The sequence below is a fragment of the Flavobacterium sharifuzzamanii genome (assembly GCF_003254585.1).
Taxonomy (GTDB): domain Bacteria; phylum Bacteroidota; class Bacteroidia; order Flavobacteriales; family Flavobacteriaceae; genus Flavobacterium; species Flavobacterium sharifuzzamanii.
The window spans coordinates 1-18,693 of the sequence record NZ_QJGZ01000042.1 but is presented as its reverse complement, the minus strand read 5'-3'; the positions used below and the strand labels follow the sequence as shown (position 1 = coordinate 18,693).

The window sequence follows — 18,693 nt, the reverse complement described above, 5'->3', positions numbered from 1 at the left end:
GTTTTTTTTATGACTTTCGATAAATGAACTAATAACTCAATATAGTACACGGATGAGGCGGATTTACTTCGTAAAGACGCGGATAAAAACGGATTTTTGTACTTAATTTTTTTAGATATATCAATAGAAAATCTGTTTTTATCTGCGTTTTCGCGATAGCGAATCTGTATCATCCGCCTACTATTTCTTCACAATTGCCCCAAATTAAAAAACTATTTTAATTACTTTTGAATTTTCAATTATCGCATAAAACTTCATGAAAAAAATATTTGCCCTCTTAATCACTTTTTTAAGTTTCACTACTTCTTTCAGCCAAAATAAATTCGGAAATCCAGAAGTTGATCCCATTCAAATCCAGAAAACTTACGAGCAATGGTCGGTTTATAATAAAAGAATTATGCTTTCAAGAGATTTCACTGCACTTGATTCATCTTCAAAAGAAATCTCAAAAGAAGCTTTTTTAGATCAGCTTGCAAATGGAAATTTTATTCCAGTTCGATTGAAATCAGAAGCGAATATTTATGTTTATAAGCTATTTAAAATTCAGCCAAAAACAGATACAAGTATAAAAGCGACAATCAATCAAATAGGTTTTGATGCTTATAAAAACTATAAAATGGAAGGAACTGCTTTTCCGCAATTCTCTTTTAAAGATTTAAATGGAAATCTGGTAACCAACGAATCCATGAAAGGAAAAATTATCGTGATAAAATGCTGGTACATTCACTGCACGCCATGCATTAGAGAATTTCCGCAAGTCAACAAATTAGTTGAAGAATACAAAGACAGAAAAGACATTGTTTTTATGAGTTTAGCCGAAGATTCAGCAGAACAATTAAAAACATTCTTAGCAAGAAAACCACTTTCGTATTCTGTAATTCCAGACATGAAAGTTTATATGAATGAATCACTGCAATTGAATTCATTCCCAACACATTTTATTCTAAACAAAGAAGGAATGATTGCAAAAGTGCTTCCTAATTTTGAGAGTCTTGAAGTGGCTTTAGCTAAAGAAAGTCAGTTGTAAAGTTTTAATTAATCTCGCAATCCCGATAGATATCGGGAGCGAAGTTGCAAAGTTTTATGGCAAAGTAACCTCATTTTTGTCATTTCGACGAAGGAGAAATCTTCGCAAGAAACTCCGTCCCTATAATTGTCAATCTTTGTCGAGCTACTTGTGGAGATTTCTCCTTCGTCGAAATGACAAGGTTGCGTGACTACCATCAGCATAAAACAAAACTCTGCGCCTTTGCAACTCTGCGAGAAACCAACACAAGCATAAAAAACCTTAGCACCTTAGTATCTTTGCAACTTAGAACCTTTTTCACTACTTTTGCACCAAATTAATTAAAAAGACATTCATGTTAACAGTCAATAATTTATCAGTTCAGTTTGGTAAAAGAATTTTATTCGACGAAGTAAATACTACGTTTACTCACGGAAATATTTACGGCGTTATTGGAGCAAATGGTGCAGGAAAATCTACTTTCTTAAAAGTGATTTCAGGGGATATTGATCCAACTTCAGGGCACATTCATTTAGAGCCAGGAAAACGTATGTCGGTTTTAAACCAGAACCACAACATGTTCGACGAGCATACTGTTTTGGAAACCGTTTTAATGGGAAATAAAGTTCTATACGCTGTTAAAAAAGAAATGGATGAACTTTATTTAGATTATAATGATGCTAATGCAGACAGAATAGGGGAGTTGCAAGTTCAGTTTGAAGAAATGAACGGATGGAATGCCGATTCTGATGCTGCTGCAATGTTATCTAACTTAGGAATCACAGAAGCAGATCATTATACTTTAATGGCTGATATGGAAGGAAAAATGAAAGTTCGTGTGCTTTTGGCGCAGGCACTTTTTGGAAATCCTGACTTGCTAATTATGGATGAGCCTACCAACGATTTGGATTTCGAGACAATCGCTTGGTTAGAAAACTTCTTAGCAAACTACGAAAACACTGTAATCGTTGTATCTCACGACCGTCACTTTTTAGATGCGGTTTGTACACATATTTCTGATATTGATTTCGGAAAAATCAATCACTATTCAGGAAACTATACTTTCTGGTACGAGTCTAGCCAATTAGCGGCAAAACAGCGTGCACAGCAAAACAAAAAAGCAGAAGAGAAGAAACAAGAGTTGGAAGAATTTATTCGTCGTTTTAGTGCAAACGTAGCGAAATCGAAACAAGCAACTTCTCGTAAAAAAATGATTTCGAAATTGAACATTGCCGAAATCAAACCATCTAGCCGCCGTTATCCTGCGATTATTTTCGATCAGGATCGTGAAGCTGGAGATCAGATTTTGAATGTAGAAGGTTTAGCAGCTTCTGTAGATGGAGAAGTTTTATTCAAAGATGTTGATTTGAATATGGCAAAAGGTGATAAAATCGTTCTTTTCTCTAAAGATTCACGTGCAACAACAGCTTTCTACGAAATCTTAAACGGAGAACAAAAAGCAGACGCTGGAAGTTTTGACTGGGGAATTACAACAAATCAAGCGTATTTGCCAGCTGAGAACCACAAATATTTTGAAAATGATTTGACTTTAGTAGATTGGTTACGTCAGTATGCTAAAACAGAAGAAGAGCGTGATGAGGTATTTATTAGAGGTTTCTTAGGTAAAATGATTTTCTCTGGAGAAGAAGCTTTAAAAACTTCAAGAGTTTTATCTGGAGGAGAAAAAGTACGTTGTATGTTGTCTAGAATGATGATGGAGCGTGCTAACGTTTTAATGTTAGACGAACCAACAAACCACTTAGATTTGGAGTCTATTACAGCTTTCAATAACTCATTGAAAAACTTTAAAGGTTCTGTAATTTTCACAACACATGACCACGAGTTTGCGCAAACTGTTGGTAACAGAATCGTAGAATTGACACCAAACGGAGTTATCGATCGTTATATGACATTTGACGAATATCTTGATGATGAAAAAATTCAGGAACAAAGAAAGAAGATGTATAATCTTTAATCTTTAAATTTCAATTTGAAAATTCCAAATTCCAATTTTTTAACTTGTGAGTTTTGATAAAAGATAAATCATAAAGTTGATTTGCGCATTTTTGTCATTTCGACGAAGGAGAAATCTTCGCAAGAAGCTCGACAAAGATTGGACTTTATTATACATAAATAAAAATCCCAAACTCCAAGTTTAATTTGGAATTTGGGATTTTTTTATTGTTTATTGATGATTATTTGCTTCCGAACATTTTAGCGAAAATCCAGATAATAATCGCAATAATAAAAATTACGATAAATATCCCGAATCCCATTCCGGCTTTAAAAATGTCTCCAATAACTTCACAGCTTGTAAATGAAAATAGTATTACAAATACCATTAACAATCTTAGTATTTTATTTTGCATGATTCTGATATTTTAAATTGACACTTAAAATTACTTCACGAATCAGCGAAATGTGTTATAGAATTTTTTGGAAATGTTTTAGGATTTGGATTTTATAATTTTCATTTCTAAAACCGCAAGTCCAATAATTACAGCTATTTCTGCCAGAAAGTAAACAATGCCGTAAACCGAAATAGTTTTGTGGTTATGTAAGACTATGCCAAATGTCAAAAGACAATAAAGAATGTTAGCTGTGCATATTATCTTTAAAAATAACTTCTCATTTTGCCTGACTAAAAAAAAGCAACTGAATGAATAAACGAAAAATGTGAATGCAGTGATTGAAAGGTATTCGAAAATGTTTTTAGATAAGCCGAAAAAAGCATTGAAATGTCTAAGGATAAAATAGAGTAATAGAGTAGTAAGCAAAGCTCCAAAGCTATCTAATAAAAATATGTTTTTAGGTTTACTTGAGAAATGACTTAAATTTTGCCTCATTATTCTACAGTTTTTTCATTTAAGATTTGTTTAAAAAGATAGTTGAAAAAAAACAATTAGTTTGAACAATATTTTGGGACTGAATTTAAAAACAGTCCCAAATATTAAAAATAGCAAAATGCATTTTAAAATAAGTAGCTTTGATTGTTTTTGCTCATTAAATCAGGGAAATATACTTTTAAATTATTTTCACCTACAGCAACAACTTTAAGTTCTGCATTTTCTTTTGCGACCATAAAATAATCTGTTCCAAATAAAACTCGCTTTTGATCAATAAGATTATTAATCAAATCACTAGATAATTGTTTCATGCAATTTTCATCACACAACGAATAAGAAATGTCGGTAAACGTATTAGGGTATTTTTCAATAAGAATATCTTGTTTAATAATGTCATACCATGATTTTGTATTACCTTCAATGTCTTTTGCTGTTTGAAATAATTTAGCACTTTTTGCGTCTGGGTTTTTTAATCCCAATATCTCTATATCTCCACCCAAATGTGCAATACAAAGTTTTAAGTTAGGGTATTTGTCTAAAACTGGGATGTAATTTTCAGGATGCGTAAAAAGATTACATGCTCTTGCGTTTTCACGAAATGATTTGTCAGAGGCATTTTTATAAGCTGCAATTCGTGCGGTAATTATTGGCATTAAAGGGTGTGTAGGGTTTAATGATGTAGGATTGTCAGGAATTACAGACCAGACATTTTTACCTATGTAATAACTGCCGCCTCTTGTGCAATGTGTCATAATAGGTATGTTGTTTTCTTCAGCATATTTATAAAGACTGTCTAGTCGTATGTCAAAAGGGAAAAAACCATTTGGAGGATATAATTTAATTCCTGCAAAAGTTTTACTTTCAAGTGCTCTTTTAAGATTTTGTAGATTTTTAATATCTGGATTCCTTGGATCTACGCCATAAAAGGGAAATAATATATTCGGATATGTTTTTTTTAATTTATAGACGTCTTGTATTTGCGAATTAAAATCCTTTTCTGGCTTTTTATCAGGATCACTCATGTAATCCATATCAATAGTAAGTGCGACAATTTTTATTCCGCTATATTGAGAGTTGTCATAAGCTCCTTTCAGGTCTAGGAAAACTTCTTCTTGCGAAGCCATGACACCAATTTTTAAGAATTGTAAAATTCTTTTAGGTATTAAATTCCCTAATTTTACAATTATCCAAGATACAGGTCTGGTTAATATTAGCCATTTAAGAAAACTAGAAGCTCCGTCTCCAAGTTTGGCACCTACTTGTAAAAAATCTTTCGGAGCACATTTCCCTGTAAATATGTGTGAGTGAATGTTGTATATATCGTTCATGATTTTATAGTTTTAGGAAGGTTTTATTCCGGCTCTTCTAATATTTATTGCTTTTACCATAACTTCAAACCAAAAAGGAGCTCCAAAGCTTAAAGCAAATGCTGAGATTAAGATTCCGACAAACCACATTATATAATGATTCTTTTTATTTAATTCCTTAAAGTCATCTTGATAACCAATTGGCAGAGAATTATCTTCTATTTCATTAATTATTGATTTAATGCTATTTAGGTTTTTCGCAAGATCTACCGAGTCAATTTTTTGATCATTAAATTTATTTTCGAGTACTTTTTTTTCTGCTAATAAAACTAAATCTTTACGATACTTGTCATCAGTATTTAGTTTTTTAATAAGAGTTATAGAATCAACATTTAGAGCAAAGCATACTAATAGGCTTATAATAAAGATACTTCGTTTTGTTCTTATTTTATACCAGCCACTTACTCTTTCCATATAATCATCAAACCACTTTGAAATGGCATTTTTCAAATCTGAATAATTTTCCGTTTTTTCAAAGAATCCTCTCAAGTAGCTCTTGAATGGACTATATTCCATAGCGTCTAATCCTTTTTGAAATCTTTCATACGGATCTTGAAAACGGAATTCCTCCATTTCAACTTTGATTAGATTTTTAGAATCATTGGATTGGAAAACGTTTGTAAATTGTGTAATTTCAGATTGGCTTCCAATAATGTCGATCAGAGCATTAGCAAACATTTCGGATGAAATGTATTGTGGATATGAATCTCTGTTTTTTTTCAATTGATCAATGCTAAAGTGACTATATAAACTGGCACCATAGCTTTTGTTGACGGGGTCATTTAATAATTTAAAAATTGTCTCGTAAAGAAATCGGCCTCTTTTTTGAGTTTTGTGTGAATACCACTCAAAAAGCAACGAAACGAGAGTACTAAAGAGAAAGTAAAATAAACCTAACGCAATTAGTATTTCCAAAATTTTAGATACTTGCATAGATAATTTGTTTTGGTTAAAAAATCAGTTAATTTAATTTTGTGGGTAAGAAAAAACTTAGCTAATTTATTTAAACTATTGTAAATTAATTATTTGTAGGATAATTATTTTGCTTTTTCGTGTCTAATCTGTTATTTATTGATTAAATAACGTAGGATAAATATTATGTTTTATAAATTAGCTTGCCAACGCTATATCAACGCATGAATTATTTTTAAGTTTGTTTACTAGAAAATATTTCCCAACCCAACACCCCAACAAATAAAATCAGATTCCGTATATTTGCGCAACCAAACATTACAATCACTTATGAGTCAAAAAGTATTACTTAATTCGAAAGAAGTTACTATCATACTCCATCGTTTGGCTTGTCAGTTAATCGAAAAACATCTTGATTTCTCTAATACTATTTTAGTTGGAATCCAGCCGAGAGGTGTTTTTTTAGCTGAACGTTTAAAACAAATATTAGAAAACGAATACAAAGTTCCTGAAATTTCTTTAGGATACTTGGATATCACTTTTTTTAGAGATGATTTCCGTCGTACTGATAAACCGCTTGAAGCCAATAAAACCCAAATCAATTTTATAGTCGAAGACAAAAAAGTCATTTTTATAGATGACGTTTTGTTTACCGGACGAAGCATTCGTTCTGCGCTAACCGCTATTCAATCTTTCGGAAGACCTTCAGAAATTGAATTATTGGTTTTAATAGACAGACGTTTCAGCCGTCATTTGCCAATTCAACCTGATTACAGAGGCCGTCAGGTAGATGCTATTAATGGTGAAAAAGTAATTGTAAGCTGGAAAGAAAATGATGGTGAAGATGTTGTTCACCTAGTGACGAATTAAGTTTAATCGGTTAACCGGTTAATTGTTTAATCGGTAGTAATTCCGATTAACAAATTTGACAAAAAACGATTAAACAATTCAACGATTAAACATATAAACACACACAATGAAAGAATTAAGCGTAAATCATTTATTAGGAATAAAATATATCAATGAGAATGATATTAACCTGATTTTTGAAACGGCAGATCATTTTAAAGAAGTCATTAATAGACCGATTAAAAAAGTTCCTTCATTACGAGATATTACCATTGCCAATATTTTCTTCGAAAACAGTACAAGAACCAAACTCTCTTTCGAATTAGCGCAGAAACGTTTATCTGCTGATGTAATCAGTTTTTCTGCAGCTCAGTCATCGGTTAAAAAAGGAGAGACTTTGATTGATACTGTAAATAATATCCTTTCGATGAAAGTTGATATGGTTGTAATGCGCCACTCTAATCCTGGAGCGGCTTATTTTTTATCTAAAAATGTAAAAGCTAGCATCGTAAACGCTGGGGATGGAGCGCACGAACATCCAACTCAGGCTTTATTAGACAGTTATTCGATAAGAGAAAAACTGGGTGATGTTGCTGGAAAAAAAGTAGTTATTGTAGGTGATATTCTGCACTCGCGTGTAGCGCTTTCAAACATATATGCTTTGCAGATGCAAGGCGCTGAAGTAAAAGTTTGCGGACCAAAAACATTAATTCCGAGATATATTGAATCGCTTGGGGTTACAGTTGAACCGAATTTAAGAAAAGCATTAGAATGGTGCGATGTTGCCAATATGCTTCGTGTACAAAACGAACGTATGGATGTGAATTTCTTCCCATCGACACGTGAGTATGCACAGCAATACGGAGTAGACAAACCGCTTTTGGATTCTCTAGGAAAAGAAATTGTAATCATGCACCCGGGACCAATCAACAGAGGAGTAGAGATTACTTCTGAAGTAGCAGATTCTGATCATTCGGTGATCTTGAATCAGGTTGAAAACGGTGTAGCGATTAGAATGGCGGTTATTTATTTGCTGGCTTCTAAGATACAGCAATAATTTTGTTTCAAGTTTAATGTTTCAAGTTTGCCACAATGGTGTACAAAACTTGAAACCTGAAACAAAAAAACTTAGTAAATTAGCATCATAAATTATAAGCCCCAATAAATTATAAAATGAAAGTAGATCAAAAAGGACATACCGTTACGATTAAAGATACGCAAGGAGATGTAAATGCTTTCTTGGAAAAAGTAACGCAACAATTTAAAACCTTTGAAAAACAAAATATTATAATCGATTTATCATCAGATTCTAATATTTCAGAAAATGATTTAAAAGCTTTTTTACCGCTTTCTAAAGTTCAGAAAAAAGCAAAAAAATCGTTTGTAATTGTAGCAACCGATCTTGATTTTAATGCTATTTCAGATAAATTGGTTGTAGTGCCTTCTCTTTTAGAAGCTCACGATATTATCGAAATGGAAGAAATCGAAAGAGACCTAGGTTTCTAATAATTAACAATTGATAATTAAAAATTAATAATTGTCAATTATCAATTTTTAATTGAGAAATGAAGTTAACTATACTTGGCTGTTATGCCGCAACTCCTAGAACACTTACTAATCCGACTTCGCAGGTTTTAGAAATTAAGAACAGATTGTTCTTAATTGATTGTGGAGAAGGAACTCAAGTACAGCTTCGTAAAAACAAGATTAAATTCTCAAAAATTAATCATATTTTCATCTCGCATCTTCATGGAGATCACCTGTTTGGATTAATTGGAACTATTTCGACATTTTCGCTTTTAGGAAGAACCACAGATTTACATATTTATGGTCCGAAAGGGATTAAGGAATTTGTTTTAATTCAATTAAAACTGACAGAATCTTGGACAACTTATTCTTTGTTTTTTCACGAATTAGAATCGAAAGAAAGCGAAGTCATTTTTGAAGACAAGAAAGTTATTGTAAAAACAATTCCGCTAAAGCATCGTGTTTACACAAATGGTTATCTTTTTCAGGAAAAACCAGATGAAAGAAAATTAGACGTTGAAGCTGTTCAACGCTATAATATTCATGTTGCGTATTATCAGAAAATAAAAAATGGCGGAGATATTACACTTGACGACGGAACAGTAATTGAAAACGAAAAACTTACTTTTGATCCGCCACCAGCAAAAAGTTATGCTTTCTGCTCTGATACAGTTTATAATGAAGAGATAATTCCGATTATACAGAATACAGATATTTTATATCACGAATCGACATTTTTGGAATCGGAAGCAAGATTGGCCGAAAAAACATTGCATTCGACAGCAAAAGAAGCAGCAAATATTGCTTTAAAAGCCAATGTGAAACAGCTTATTTTAGGTCATTATTCAACGCGTTATGATGGTTTGGAGTCTTTCAAAAAAGAAGCTGAGGAAGTATTTTCAAATGTGCTTTTGGCAGATGACGGTTTAAGTTTTGAGTTTTAAAAAAAGATGCTAAGATTCTAAGATGCTGAGGTTCTAAGTTTTCTTGAAACTTGAAACTTGAAACTTGAAATAAAATAAACTAAAATCAAAAACTATGAATGATTTAAGTAATTATAGAAAATCTTACGAGAAAAGTGAATTACTGGAAACGAACATTCCAGAAGATCCAATTAATCTTTTTAACAGATGGTTTCATGAAGTGGAAGATTTTGGCGGAAGCGGAGAGGTAAATGCTATGACAGTTTCGACAATTGGATTAGATGGTTTTCCTAAATCGCGTGTGGTTTTATTGAAGAAATTTTCCGAGGAAGGTTTTATATTTTATACCAATTATAATTCGGAAAAAGGGAAAGCAATAGAAGCTAATCCAAATGTTTGTTTGTCTTTTTTTTGGCAGGAAGCAGAACGTCAAGTGATTATTAAAGGAATTGCTCAGAAAACATCTGAAATTATTTCAGATAATTATTTTGATTCTCGTCCTGATGGAAGCAAACTTGGAGCGATTGTTTCTCACCAAAGCGAAGTGATTCCTTCAAGAACATTTTTAGAAGAAAACTTAAAAAAACTGGAAACGGAGTTTGAAGGAAAACCAATTCCGAGACCTGAAAATTGGGGAGGCTATATTGTTACTCCACTACAAGTTGAATTCTGGCAGGGAAGACCAAATAGGCTTCATGATAGGATTCGTTATACTAGTCAGTCAGATTTTTCTTGGAAGATTGAAAGGTTATCTTCGTAAAAGTATTTTTACGTAGGAATTTTATATTTAAAATTAAAAAATAAGTGCATTTCATCGATTATTTTTGCACTTTAACGGTAAATTGAATACGTTTGGAATACAATAAAGCAAACGATATTTATTCAAAGATAAATTTAAAGGATTTGCCCCAACATTTACTTTAAACCGCTAAAATGCTGATGATTATGAAAAAGATTACGCGCACCATGTTGTTCATTGCGATTTTGTTCGCAATGAACGCATGTTCTGCTGATTCTGCCGACGCAAGCTTGGATACTGCTACTCCAACAGAAACGCTTGTTGCAAATTACACATACAACGATACCGAAATAGAAACGATGAGACTAATAAACGAATACCGTGTGAGTATTGGTTTGAATGCCTTGGAAAGAATTAATCATATATCATTTAAATGTGAAGAGCATAATAAATATATGATTGCAAATAATGTTGTGGATCATAACGATTTTGTGGCAAGATCTAGTAATATGACTAGTGTATTGGGCGCAAAGAAAGTAGGAGAGAATGTTGCTTATAATTATAAAACTCCAGAAGCGGCTTTAAGAGCTTGGTTGGATAGTCCTGGTCACAAAGAAAATATAGTAGGAGATTATACTCATTTTGGATTGTCTGTAACGACAGATCCAGCTACAGGAAAAAAATATTATACTAACATATTTGTTAAGCTTTAAAGATTTATTGAACAGGTTGGTTTTTTAGAAGTCGTTGCAATTCATAGAAATGTAACGACTTTTTAAATTAAAAAAAGCTGCCATTTTAGGCAGCTTTTTTTGTTTATTTATTTATAAGATTATAAAGCTGTGATAATAAATTCGCTTCGTCTGTTTGCCTGATGTTCTTCTTCTGTACAAGGTACACCATCAGCACATTTGTTTACGAGCTCTGTTTCGCCATATCCTCTTCCTGTTAAACGTTTAGGAGAAACTCCATTTTTAACCAGCCATTGAATAGTTGATTTTGCTCTTCGGTCAGATAAAGCTTCGTTGTATTGGTGAGATGCTCTACTGTCTGTGTGTGAACGAATGTCTAGTTTCATATTAGGATAATCGTTCAGAACAGCCAATATTTTTTCTAGATCCAATGCAGCTTCTGTTCTAATATTCGATTTATCTAAATCGAAATAAATCATTTTGATGCCGAAACATTTTCCTAAGTCATCGCCTACGGTAACTTTGCAGGTTGCTTTTTCCAATGCAATTGGCAAGTTTGTTTTACCGCTTGTTTTTTCAATCGTTACGCTTAACTCTCTAGTTGTATATTCTGGTTTTTCGGCTCTTACGTAGTATGTTTTACCGCATTCTACATCAAAAGAATAAAGACCGGAACCATCTGCAACAGCAGAATTTTTAAGATTCATCTGATCGTCATACAAAGTTACTTTTGCTCCAGGAAGCACAGCTCCAGTTTCAGCATCTGTTATGGCACCATATAATTCCTGAACACATTTGAGTCTTCGGGTTTCTAGGAATTTATAGATATCATCAGAACCTTGCCCGCCATCTTTGTTGGAGCTGAAAAATCCTCTTCTTGTTTCGGGATCAATTATATAAGCAAAATCATCTTTTGGAGAATTGACATCTGCTCCTACATTTTGGATATCGCTAACTTTTCCGTTATTGTCAATGTTACCCACAAAAACATCTAAACCTCCCAAACCTGGGCGTCCATCGGATGAAAAATAAATCTCGTTTTCGCTGGTCAGATACGGAAATGTTTCTTTTCCTTCTGTATTGATACTATTTCCGAGATTTTCTGGCGGGCCATAACCTCCATTTGGATTGATGCTAACCTTATATATGTCTGATTCTCCAATAGATCCTGGCATATCAGAAGCAAAATATAGTGTTTTTTCGTCTGGGCTAAGAGCTGGGTGAGCTGTGCTATAATTATTGCTATTGAAAGGAAGCTCGGTAATATTGGTCCATTTATTATCTTTTCCCAGCTCTGCTTTATATAGTTTTATTAATGTGACTTTGTTTTCGTCTTTTCCTTTTTTTCCATCATTGTAGTTGTTCCTGGTAAAATAAACTGTTTTCCCATCTTTTGTGAATACCGGAGATGCCTCATGGAACTTGGTATTAATAGCCGATTTAAATTTATTTACTTTTGACATGCCTCCTGTTGCAGGATCTAGATCAGCATTGTAAATGTTAGTGAAATATTCTCCTGTCCATTTGTGTTTACGTTGGGTAAAATTTCCTGTATCTCGAGCTGAAGCAAAATATATTTTGTTGTTGTAAATAAATGATCCGTAATCTGAGTACTTACTATTTATACCCGCGTCTTCTATCTGGTACCTCCCAGAATTTGCTTTAATCTGGTCCAAGTAGTTTACGTCTTCTTTGTAAAGTTTTCCTCTGCTGTCATTTTTGGAGATGGCATTAAACTCATCCAGAAGTTTATTGGCTTTATTAATGTCACCAGTAGATTTTAAAGATTGCGCATATCTAAAATAGTATTCTGGTTCAACCTTTGTGTTCATTGCAAACAATTCGCCATACCATTTTGCAGCATTTTGAAAATCCGAGTTAAAATAATAGGCATTTCCCAGTTTTTTAAACATGTCTTCAGATTTGTAGCCTTTTGCAGCAACTTTTTCATAGGTTTTTATTGCATCAATATATGCATAGCCGTCATATTTTTTGTCTGCATTATTTATTTTGGCCTGCTGTGCATAACTGCTAAATGAAAAAGCGCCTATAATTGTAACGAAAAGTAGTGTATAGTTTTTCATGATACCTTATTTTTAGAAGAAACGAGGAGTTGTCATTTTGCCTTTGTTTGAGAAGAATTCATAACGCAGGAATATCTCATGTGAACCTGAATTGTAATTATTTAAATTGGTGGTTTCTCGATCATAGCCATACCCTAAATAAAGTCCGTCTGTGATCTGAAATCCTACCATAGCACTTAAAGAAGCGCTCCATCTATAGGCTGCACCAAGCATAAATTTATCATAGAACATGAAATTGGCAGATAGGTCTACCTGAAGTGGTGCCCCTTGAACCATTTTTGCTAAAATGGCGGGTTTAAATTTTACATATTGATATTTATCAAGATTGAATACATAACCTCCAATTAAATAATAATTGATCTTATCTTTATAAATTGCTACATCATTGTCGTCATAACGATTTGTTTCGATAAAATTAGGTACAGACAAACCGATATAAGCTTTATCAGAGTGCCAGTAAACACCAGCTCCTACATTTGGACTGAATTTATTATTTAAATCCTGAAATTGAGGATCACCTTGATCTGCAGGATTTAGTTTGTTTACATCTAAATTGAAGATATTTGCAGTTCCTTTAATACCAAATGATAGTTTAAAATCGGCAGATGTTTGAACTGTATAGGAGACATCGACTGAGATATTGTTCTCATTGGTAGGACCAATTTTGTCATTAACTAATGAAGCTCCTACACCAAGTCTGCTATTGTTTATTGGTGTATTAATTGAAAAACTGCTTGTTTCTGGTGCTCCGTCAAGACCTACCCATTGGGTACGGTAGAGACCAAAAACACTAAATACTCCACGAGAACCCGCATAGGCAGGATTTATATTTATTGTGTTATACATATACTGTGTATACTGTGCATCTTGCTGTGAATACCCTGAACATGTAACTAACAGAATGACGAAGAAAAATAATTTTGTTCTCATAGTAGATTTTATTAGTTTAATAATTACTATTGACTTTTAAATATTTGAAAATCAACGTGTTCTATTTCAAAAGTAGTCAATTTTTACGGATGTTTTTAAATACGCTGCAAAAGATATTTTGCAGCGTATTTTAATTACTATTTGGATAGATATAAATATCCGTCTAATTTATGTTCTTGAACATTGTTGTTTCCATCCAGAGATTTATAGTTAATAATGTAAAAATAAGTTCCAGTTGGTAGTCCGTCAGATTGCTTAACAGTTGTTCTTCCTCTTGAAGTTCCATCAAAAGCATTTGTTGTATTATTGTAGTTTGTAGTTTCAAAAACTAAAACTCCCCAGCGATTATATATTTCGACAGTATTGCCAGGATAACAAGTTGTGTCATCGATATTGTCAATTTTGAAGAAATCGTTTATATTGTCGCCATTTGGAGAAAAAGCATTATGTACTAGTACATTACCACAAGCTAGAACTTTACAGTCATCATTGACTTCCATGTTTAATAGAATGCTTCTCGGACATTTTTCGTCAGCTATTATGTATTCAAAAGCATAATTGCCTAATGCTAAACCAAACGGATTAAGGACACTTCCCTGAAGGGCATTAGTATTGTTTTTATCTTGCCAAACTCCTGTTAATGGACTTCCTTGAGGAAGTAGGCTGTTCAAGTTAACTAATGTCGAATCATCGGTACATGCTGTGCCACTTATTTCAACAACACCATTTGGAATTACTGTAATAGTAACAGTTGCAGAATCACAATTTTGAGAACTTAATTTGTCACAGATTGTGTAGCTGTAAATATAAGTGCCAGCTGGTGTTAAGCTTGATACATTTACATTTCCAGAAGCGTCAACAGTGATGTTTGGATCTGTTTTGGTGTTACTTCCTTCGGCTATAAGTGTAAAGTTTACTAACTCTATTGTCGCAGGAGTTTTTCCTTTTAAATCATTGCTTAATATATTGCCTACCAATCCAAAAGTGTTACATCCTATATTGTTATACGTATCGTCATTTGCAATTACTGGAGAAATTACAGTAACAGTCACAATAGCAGTATCACAGTTTCCAAAATCGGCTTTTTCACAAATTTGGTATGTTAATGTGTAAGTTCCACCTTGCGTATTTGGTGCGACATTTACAGATCCGTCAGGGTTTAATGTTAATGAACCTGTTGGGTCTGGAACAGCAGTTGTTAATGTAACATCATTTATGTTTACTGTAGAACCATTTAATGTATCGTTTGTTAAAACATTAATCACATTAGTTTGTCCTGAGTCTCCAATTATTGGTGCCGGAGTATCGTCATTGGCTACAATAGCAAATGTTGGTCTAGCAGTACAGAAAGGATCTGCAGGAGGATAGCTAACTGTGATAGTTTGACTAGGATTTAGAGATAGGATCACATTTGCTGTTGGACGTAATTTTTCAAATCCGTCAGCTCCTTCAATCCATCTGTTGTTTTCAAAAATCCAGCCTGGCCAGTCAATTCCTTTTCCTTGATCATCTACTACAGCTCCTGGCCATAGTACACGTCCGCTTAATGGCAGATCGGTCATTGTTGTTATTACATTGTTATTGCTGTCTGCCCATGCAATGGTCACGCCATTTATAGGAGTAAAGTTTCCTGGTGTTACTGTATAGTCAAGATATGGAACATCATTTACGCATATTGATGTAGCAGTAACAGTCATTACAGGAGCTTCTATTGTAACTGTAACAGTCGCAGTATCGCAGTTATCTGTCTGATCAGCTTCGCAGATTTGATATACCATTGTTAATGTTCCTACTGGAGCATTTGGCAATACATCAACTGAGCCATCAGCATTTAATTGTAAGAATTCGTTTGGTGTTACAGTTGTTATGATTACATCAGATGCAGTTATAGGATTTCCTTCTAAAGTATCATTTGGCAATACATTTAATACATTAGTAGTAGTATGGTTTACACCTGCAATCGGACCTGCGCTGTCGTCATTAGCTACAATGTCTTTGTATTCTTTACAGCTTACGCCGAAATCAAGATCTAAATGAACTAAATCTTCTGGTGTAATGGTCACGACATAGCCACTTTCTGTTGTTGTTTTACAAACGGTGTGCAATTGTGCTTTACTTGTTTTTCCAGCTATGTTTTTTCCAGATACAGAAGGAAGCACTTTTACTAAACCGGTAAATCCTAAATTTGCAGCCACAGTATCGAAATTAGCATCTCTTACCAATTTTACTGTATATTGTCCGTAAGGATTTTCTGTTTCTGGGCGATCTCTCCAGTATCCTGCAATTCCTACAATAACATCTTTGTGGTATCCATTTGGACCATCAACAATTACATTTGGACTAAGTGCATTTCCAAAACCACCGGCATTTAATTCCCCAACATTTTGAGGGCCAGCATAGCTTCCGTCTCCGTTAAGATCAATCCATTCCCATAAGCTGTAGTCAATAGCTCCATTTGAATCTGGAATGTTTTTGGTAACTACTCCATCATTATTAGCATCATACCATTCATCTTGAATTCCGTTGCTATTGGTATCGTACCAAACATAATCTCCAAGAACAGGAAGTTTTGAAGCTCCGTATTTGAAGTTGTGAACTTGGAAAGCACATTCTTCTAAAGTAGTAAAGAATAAGCTAGAATCAACAGGGTATAATTGATATGCACTATTTAAATTAGCATCTTGTACTTGTACCAAATAACTTCCGGCTGGCATTCCTGTGAAACTGTACATTCCGTCTGCACCTGTAATGCGCATTTGTATTGGTCCTGTGGTTGTTCCCTGTGGAATCAATGTTACAGGTACATTTGCAAGAGGAGTATTAGTATCTACATTTATAATTTGTCCAGATATTTTAACTCTATAATTTGGCTCTGTAATCACAACTGTTGCAGTTGCTGTACAAGTTTCATTTTCAGTATTTACTGAAGATGTTGCAGTAAGCGTGTAAGTTCCAGCTGGTAGATTAGTATTTCCAACCACCTCATTATTTTGATTGGTAATAACTACAGTAGCTCCAGCAGTGCTAGTAACTGCAATTGAACCGTCGCTTTCTCCTTGGCAGCTTACATTTGTAGCAATACCACTTACAGAAACTTTATTTTCAACTGTAAAGGTTTGCACTAATTCAGTTTTATTACCTGCACAGTCTGTTAGAGTATAAGTTCTTGTTAGGATGTAAGATTGTCCATTACATCCAGTTCCTCCATTGTTAGTGTCGCTTACAGTGATATTTACAGTTCCTGAGCAATTGTCTGCCGCATCTTTGATGTCAGCTGGATTTCCTGCTGGAATGTCAGCTGCGCTTTGTAGATTAGCAACATCTGCAGGTGCAGTACCTGTTGGAGGTGTAGTATCTCTTACTGTTATAATTTGAGTATAAGAAACTGAATTTCCGCCACAATCACTTGTTGACCAATTGCGAGTTAAGGTATATTCTGTACCGCATTCGTTTTTAATATCGCTTTTAGTTTCATTGAAAACAATTGGTAAGTTTCCATTGCAATTATCAGAGGCTTCCATGTTAAATGGTTCTGGAACTGCGTCACAAGAAACGGTAATATCTGTAGGAAGTTCACCAACGAAAGTTGGTTTTGTAGTATCCTGAATTGTGATCACCTGAGTGAAAGTATCAGAAGTATTTCCGCAATCATCTTTTACCGTCCAAGTGTTGGTGTAAGTTCCTGCATTTGCACAGTTTTCAGAGGCAACAAATGATCCGCTTACTTTTGTGATGTTTAGAACATCAGAATCGCATAAGTCAGAAGCTGTAGGGAACTGAGCTTGAGCGGTGGCAAGAGCTTCCGCATCACTGCATTCCAAAGTTACATCTAGAGAACCAGCAACAGTATTCCATGTAGGCGCTGTTGTGTCTTGAATAGTGATTACTTGAGTGAAAGTATCGGAAGTGTTTCCGCAGTCATCTTTTACTGTCCAAGTGTTGGTGTAAGTTCCTGCATTTCCGCATCCTTCAGAAGCTACAAACTGTCCGCTTGTTTTAGTGATGTTAGAAACATCAGCATCGCAAAGGTCAGAAGCTGTAGGGAACTGAGCCTGAGCAGCTGCAAGTCCTTCTGCATCACTACATTCTAAAGTCACATTTAAAGTGCCAGCAACAGTATTCCAAGTTGGCGCTGTAGTATCCTGAATAGTAATCACTTGACTGAAAGTATCGGAAGTATTTCCGCAGTCATCTTTTACCGTCCAAGTGTTGGTGTAAGTTCCTGCATTTCCGCATCCCTCAGAAGCTACAAACTGTCCGCTTACTTTAGTAATGTTTAAAACATCAGCATCGCAAAGGTCAGAAGCAACAGGGAACTGAGCCTGAGCAGTGGCAAGACCTTCTGTGTCATTACATTCTAAGGTTACATTTAAAGCTGTTGGAGAAGTTGTCCAAGTAGGCGCTGTAGTATCTTGTATTGTGATCACTTGAGTGAAAGTGTCAGAAGTATTTCCGCAGTCATCTTTAACTGTCCAGGTGTTGGTATAAGTTCCTGCATTTCCGCATCCTTCAGAAGCTACAAATTGTCCGCTTACTTTAGTGATGTTTAGAACGTCGGCATCGCAAAGGTCAGAAGCAACAGGGAACTGAGCCTGAGCAGCTGCAAGTCCTTCTGCATCACTACATTCTAAAGTTACATTTAAAGTGCCAGCAATAGTATTCCAAGTTGGCGCTGTAGTGTCTTGTATTGTGATCACTTGAGTGAAAGTATCGGAAGTATTTCCGCAGTCATCTTTAACTGTCCAAGTGTTGGTGTAAGTTCCTGCATTTCCGCAACCTTCAGAGGCAACGAACTGTCCGCTTGTTTTAGTGATGTTA

At 34.3% G+C, this 18,693-nt stretch carries 14 protein-coding genes; 8 read left to right on the top strand and 6 right to left on the bottom strand.

Going from position 1 to position 18,693, the window contains the following annotated elements:
- Positions 1-256: 256 nt before the first annotated feature.
- Complete coding sequence (locus DMA14_RS19810) at positions 257-1,027, top strand: TlpA family protein disulfide reductase (protein ID WP_111426260.1); 771 nt, start codon at positions 257-259, stop codon at positions 1,025-1,027.
- A gap of 334 nt (positions 1,028-1,361) precedes the next feature.
- Positions 1,362-2,981: an ABC-F family ATP-binding cassette domain-containing protein gene (locus DMA14_RS19805; protein ID WP_111426259.1), complete on the top strand. Its 1,620-nt coding sequence runs from the start codon at positions 1,362-1,364 to the stop codon at positions 2,979-2,981.
- 220 nt (positions 2,982-3,201) lie between these two features.
- Here DMA14_RS19805 and DMA14_RS22935 read toward each other — a convergent pair whose 3' ends face one another.
- From DMA14_RS22935 to DMA14_RS19795, 3 genes are all read right to left on the bottom strand, one after another.
- A complete protein-coding gene (locus DMA14_RS22935; protein ID WP_008468862.1) occupies positions 3,202-3,375 on the bottom strand; it encodes a hypothetical protein in 174 nt (57 codons plus the stop codon).
- A 602-nt stretch (positions 3,376-3,977) separates the two neighbouring features.
- The gene (locus DMA14_RS19800; RefSeq protein WP_111426258.1) at positions 3,978-5,180 is read right to left on the bottom strand and encodes an amidohydrolase family protein; all 1,203 of its coding nucleotides are present in this window, start codon (positions 5,178-5,180) and stop codon (positions 3,978-3,980) included.
- Between the two features lie 12 nt (positions 5,181-5,192).
- Entirely contained in the window at positions 5,193-5,942 is a 750-nt protein-coding gene (locus DMA14_RS19795; protein WP_162536296.1) for a hypothetical protein, read from the bottom strand.
- A gap of 519 nt (positions 5,943-6,461) precedes the next feature.
- Between DMA14_RS19795 and pyrR the strand changes: the two genes are divergently transcribed.
- From pyrR to DMA14_RS19765, 6 genes are all read left to right on the top strand, one after another.
- Positions 6,462-7,001 carry a bifunctional pyr operon transcriptional regulator/uracil phosphoribosyltransferase PyrR gene (gene pyrR / locus DMA14_RS19790; RefSeq protein ID WP_012026512.1) on the top strand — a complete coding sequence of 180 codons (540 nt, stop codon included), beginning with the start codon at positions 6,462-6,464 and terminating at the stop codon, positions 6,999-7,001.
- A gap of 106 nt (positions 7,002-7,107) precedes the next feature.
- On the top strand, positions 7,108-8,037 hold the full coding sequence (locus DMA14_RS19785) for an aspartate carbamoyltransferase catalytic subunit (RefSeq protein WP_109194141.1): 930 nt from the start codon (positions 7,108-7,110) through the stop codon (positions 8,035-8,037).
- A 116-nt stretch (positions 8,038-8,153) separates the two neighbouring features.
- Positions 8,154-8,486, top strand: a complete 333-nt coding sequence (locus tag DMA14_RS19780; RefSeq protein WP_066034102.1) for a ribonuclease Z — start codon at positions 8,154-8,156, stop codon at positions 8,484-8,486.
- Positions 8,487-8,545: 59 nt separating this feature from the next.
- Positions 8,546-9,451: a ribonuclease Z gene (locus DMA14_RS19775; RefSeq protein WP_111426256.1), complete on the top strand. Its 906-nt coding sequence runs from the start codon at positions 8,546-8,548 to the stop codon at positions 9,449-9,451.
- 94 nt (positions 9,452-9,545) lie between these two features.
- Complete coding sequence (gene pdxH / locus DMA14_RS19770; RefSeq protein ID WP_111379212.1) at positions 9,546-10,190, top strand: pyridoxamine 5'-phosphate oxidase; 645 nt, start codon at positions 9,546-9,548, stop codon at positions 10,188-10,190.
- A 185-nt stretch (positions 10,191-10,375) separates the two neighbouring features.
- Entirely contained in the window at positions 10,376-10,882 is a 507-nt protein-coding gene (locus DMA14_RS19765) for a CAP domain-containing protein (RefSeq protein ID WP_203418344.1), read from the top strand.
- 119 nt (positions 10,883-11,001) lie between these two features.
- Here DMA14_RS19765 and DMA14_RS19760 read toward each other — a convergent pair whose 3' ends face one another.
- The 3 genes from DMA14_RS19760 to DMA14_RS19750 form a co-directional block, all read right to left on the bottom strand.
- A complete protein-coding gene (locus tag DMA14_RS19760; RefSeq protein ID WP_111426255.1) occupies positions 11,002-12,945 on the bottom strand; it encodes an OmpA family protein in 1,944 nt (647 codons plus the stop codon).
- Between the two features lie 12 nt (positions 12,946-12,957).
- Complete coding sequence (locus DMA14_RS19755) at positions 12,958-13,875, bottom strand: PorP/SprF family type IX secretion system membrane protein (RefSeq protein WP_111426254.1); 918 nt, start codon at positions 13,873-13,875, stop codon at positions 12,958-12,960.
- A 137-nt stretch (positions 13,876-14,012) separates the two neighbouring features.
- Positions 14,013-18,693: HYR-like domain-containing protein (locus DMA14_RS19750; RefSeq protein ID WP_157957741.1), on the bottom strand; the 4,681-nt coding region annotated here is incomplete at its 5' end.

Excerpts from the sequence above, each read along its gene's own strand:
- DMA14_RS19765 (WP_203418344.1), top strand. The coding sequence starts at position 10,376 with ATGAAAAAGATTACGCGCACCATGTTGTTCATTGCGATTTTGTTCGCA.
- DMA14_RS19780 (WP_066034102.1), top strand. The coding sequence starts at position 8,154 with ATGAAAGTAGATCAAAAAGGACATACCGTTACGATTAAAGATACGCAA.
- DMA14_RS19755 (WP_111426254.1), bottom strand. The coding sequence starts at position 13,875 with ATGAGAACAAAATTATTTTTCTTCGTCATTCTGTTAGTTACATGTTCA.
- pyrR (WP_012026512.1), top strand. The coding sequence starts at position 6,462 with ATGAGTCAAAAAGTATTACTTAATTCGAAAGAAGTTACTATCATACTC.
- DMA14_RS19810 (WP_111426260.1), top strand. The coding sequence starts at position 257 with ATGAAAAAAATATTTGCCCTCTTAATCACTTTTTTAAGTTTCACTACT.
- DMA14_RS19800 (WP_111426258.1), bottom strand. The coding sequence starts at position 5,180 with ATGAACGATATATACAACATTCACTCACACATATTTACAGGGAAATGT.
- DMA14_RS19760 (WP_111426255.1), bottom strand. The coding sequence starts at position 12,945 with ATGAAAAACTATACACTACTTTTCGTTACAATTATAGGCGCTTTTTCA.
- pdxH (WP_111379212.1), top strand. The coding sequence starts at position 9,546 with ATGAATGATTTAAGTAATTATAGAAAATCTTACGAGAAAAGTGAATTA.
- DMA14_RS19775 (WP_111426256.1), top strand. The coding sequence starts at position 8,546 with ATGAAGTTAACTATACTTGGCTGTTATGCCGCAACTCCTAGAACACTT.
- DMA14_RS19805 (WP_111426259.1), top strand. The coding sequence starts at position 1,362 with ATGTTAACAGTCAATAATTTATCAGTTCAGTTTGGTAAAAGAATTTTA.
- DMA14_RS19785 (WP_109194141.1), top strand. The coding sequence starts at position 7,108 with ATGAAAGAATTAAGCGTAAATCATTTATTAGGAATAAAATATATCAAT.
- DMA14_RS22935 (WP_008468862.1), bottom strand. The coding sequence starts at position 3,375 with ATGCAAAATAAAATACTAAGATTGTTAATGGTATTTGTAATACTATTT.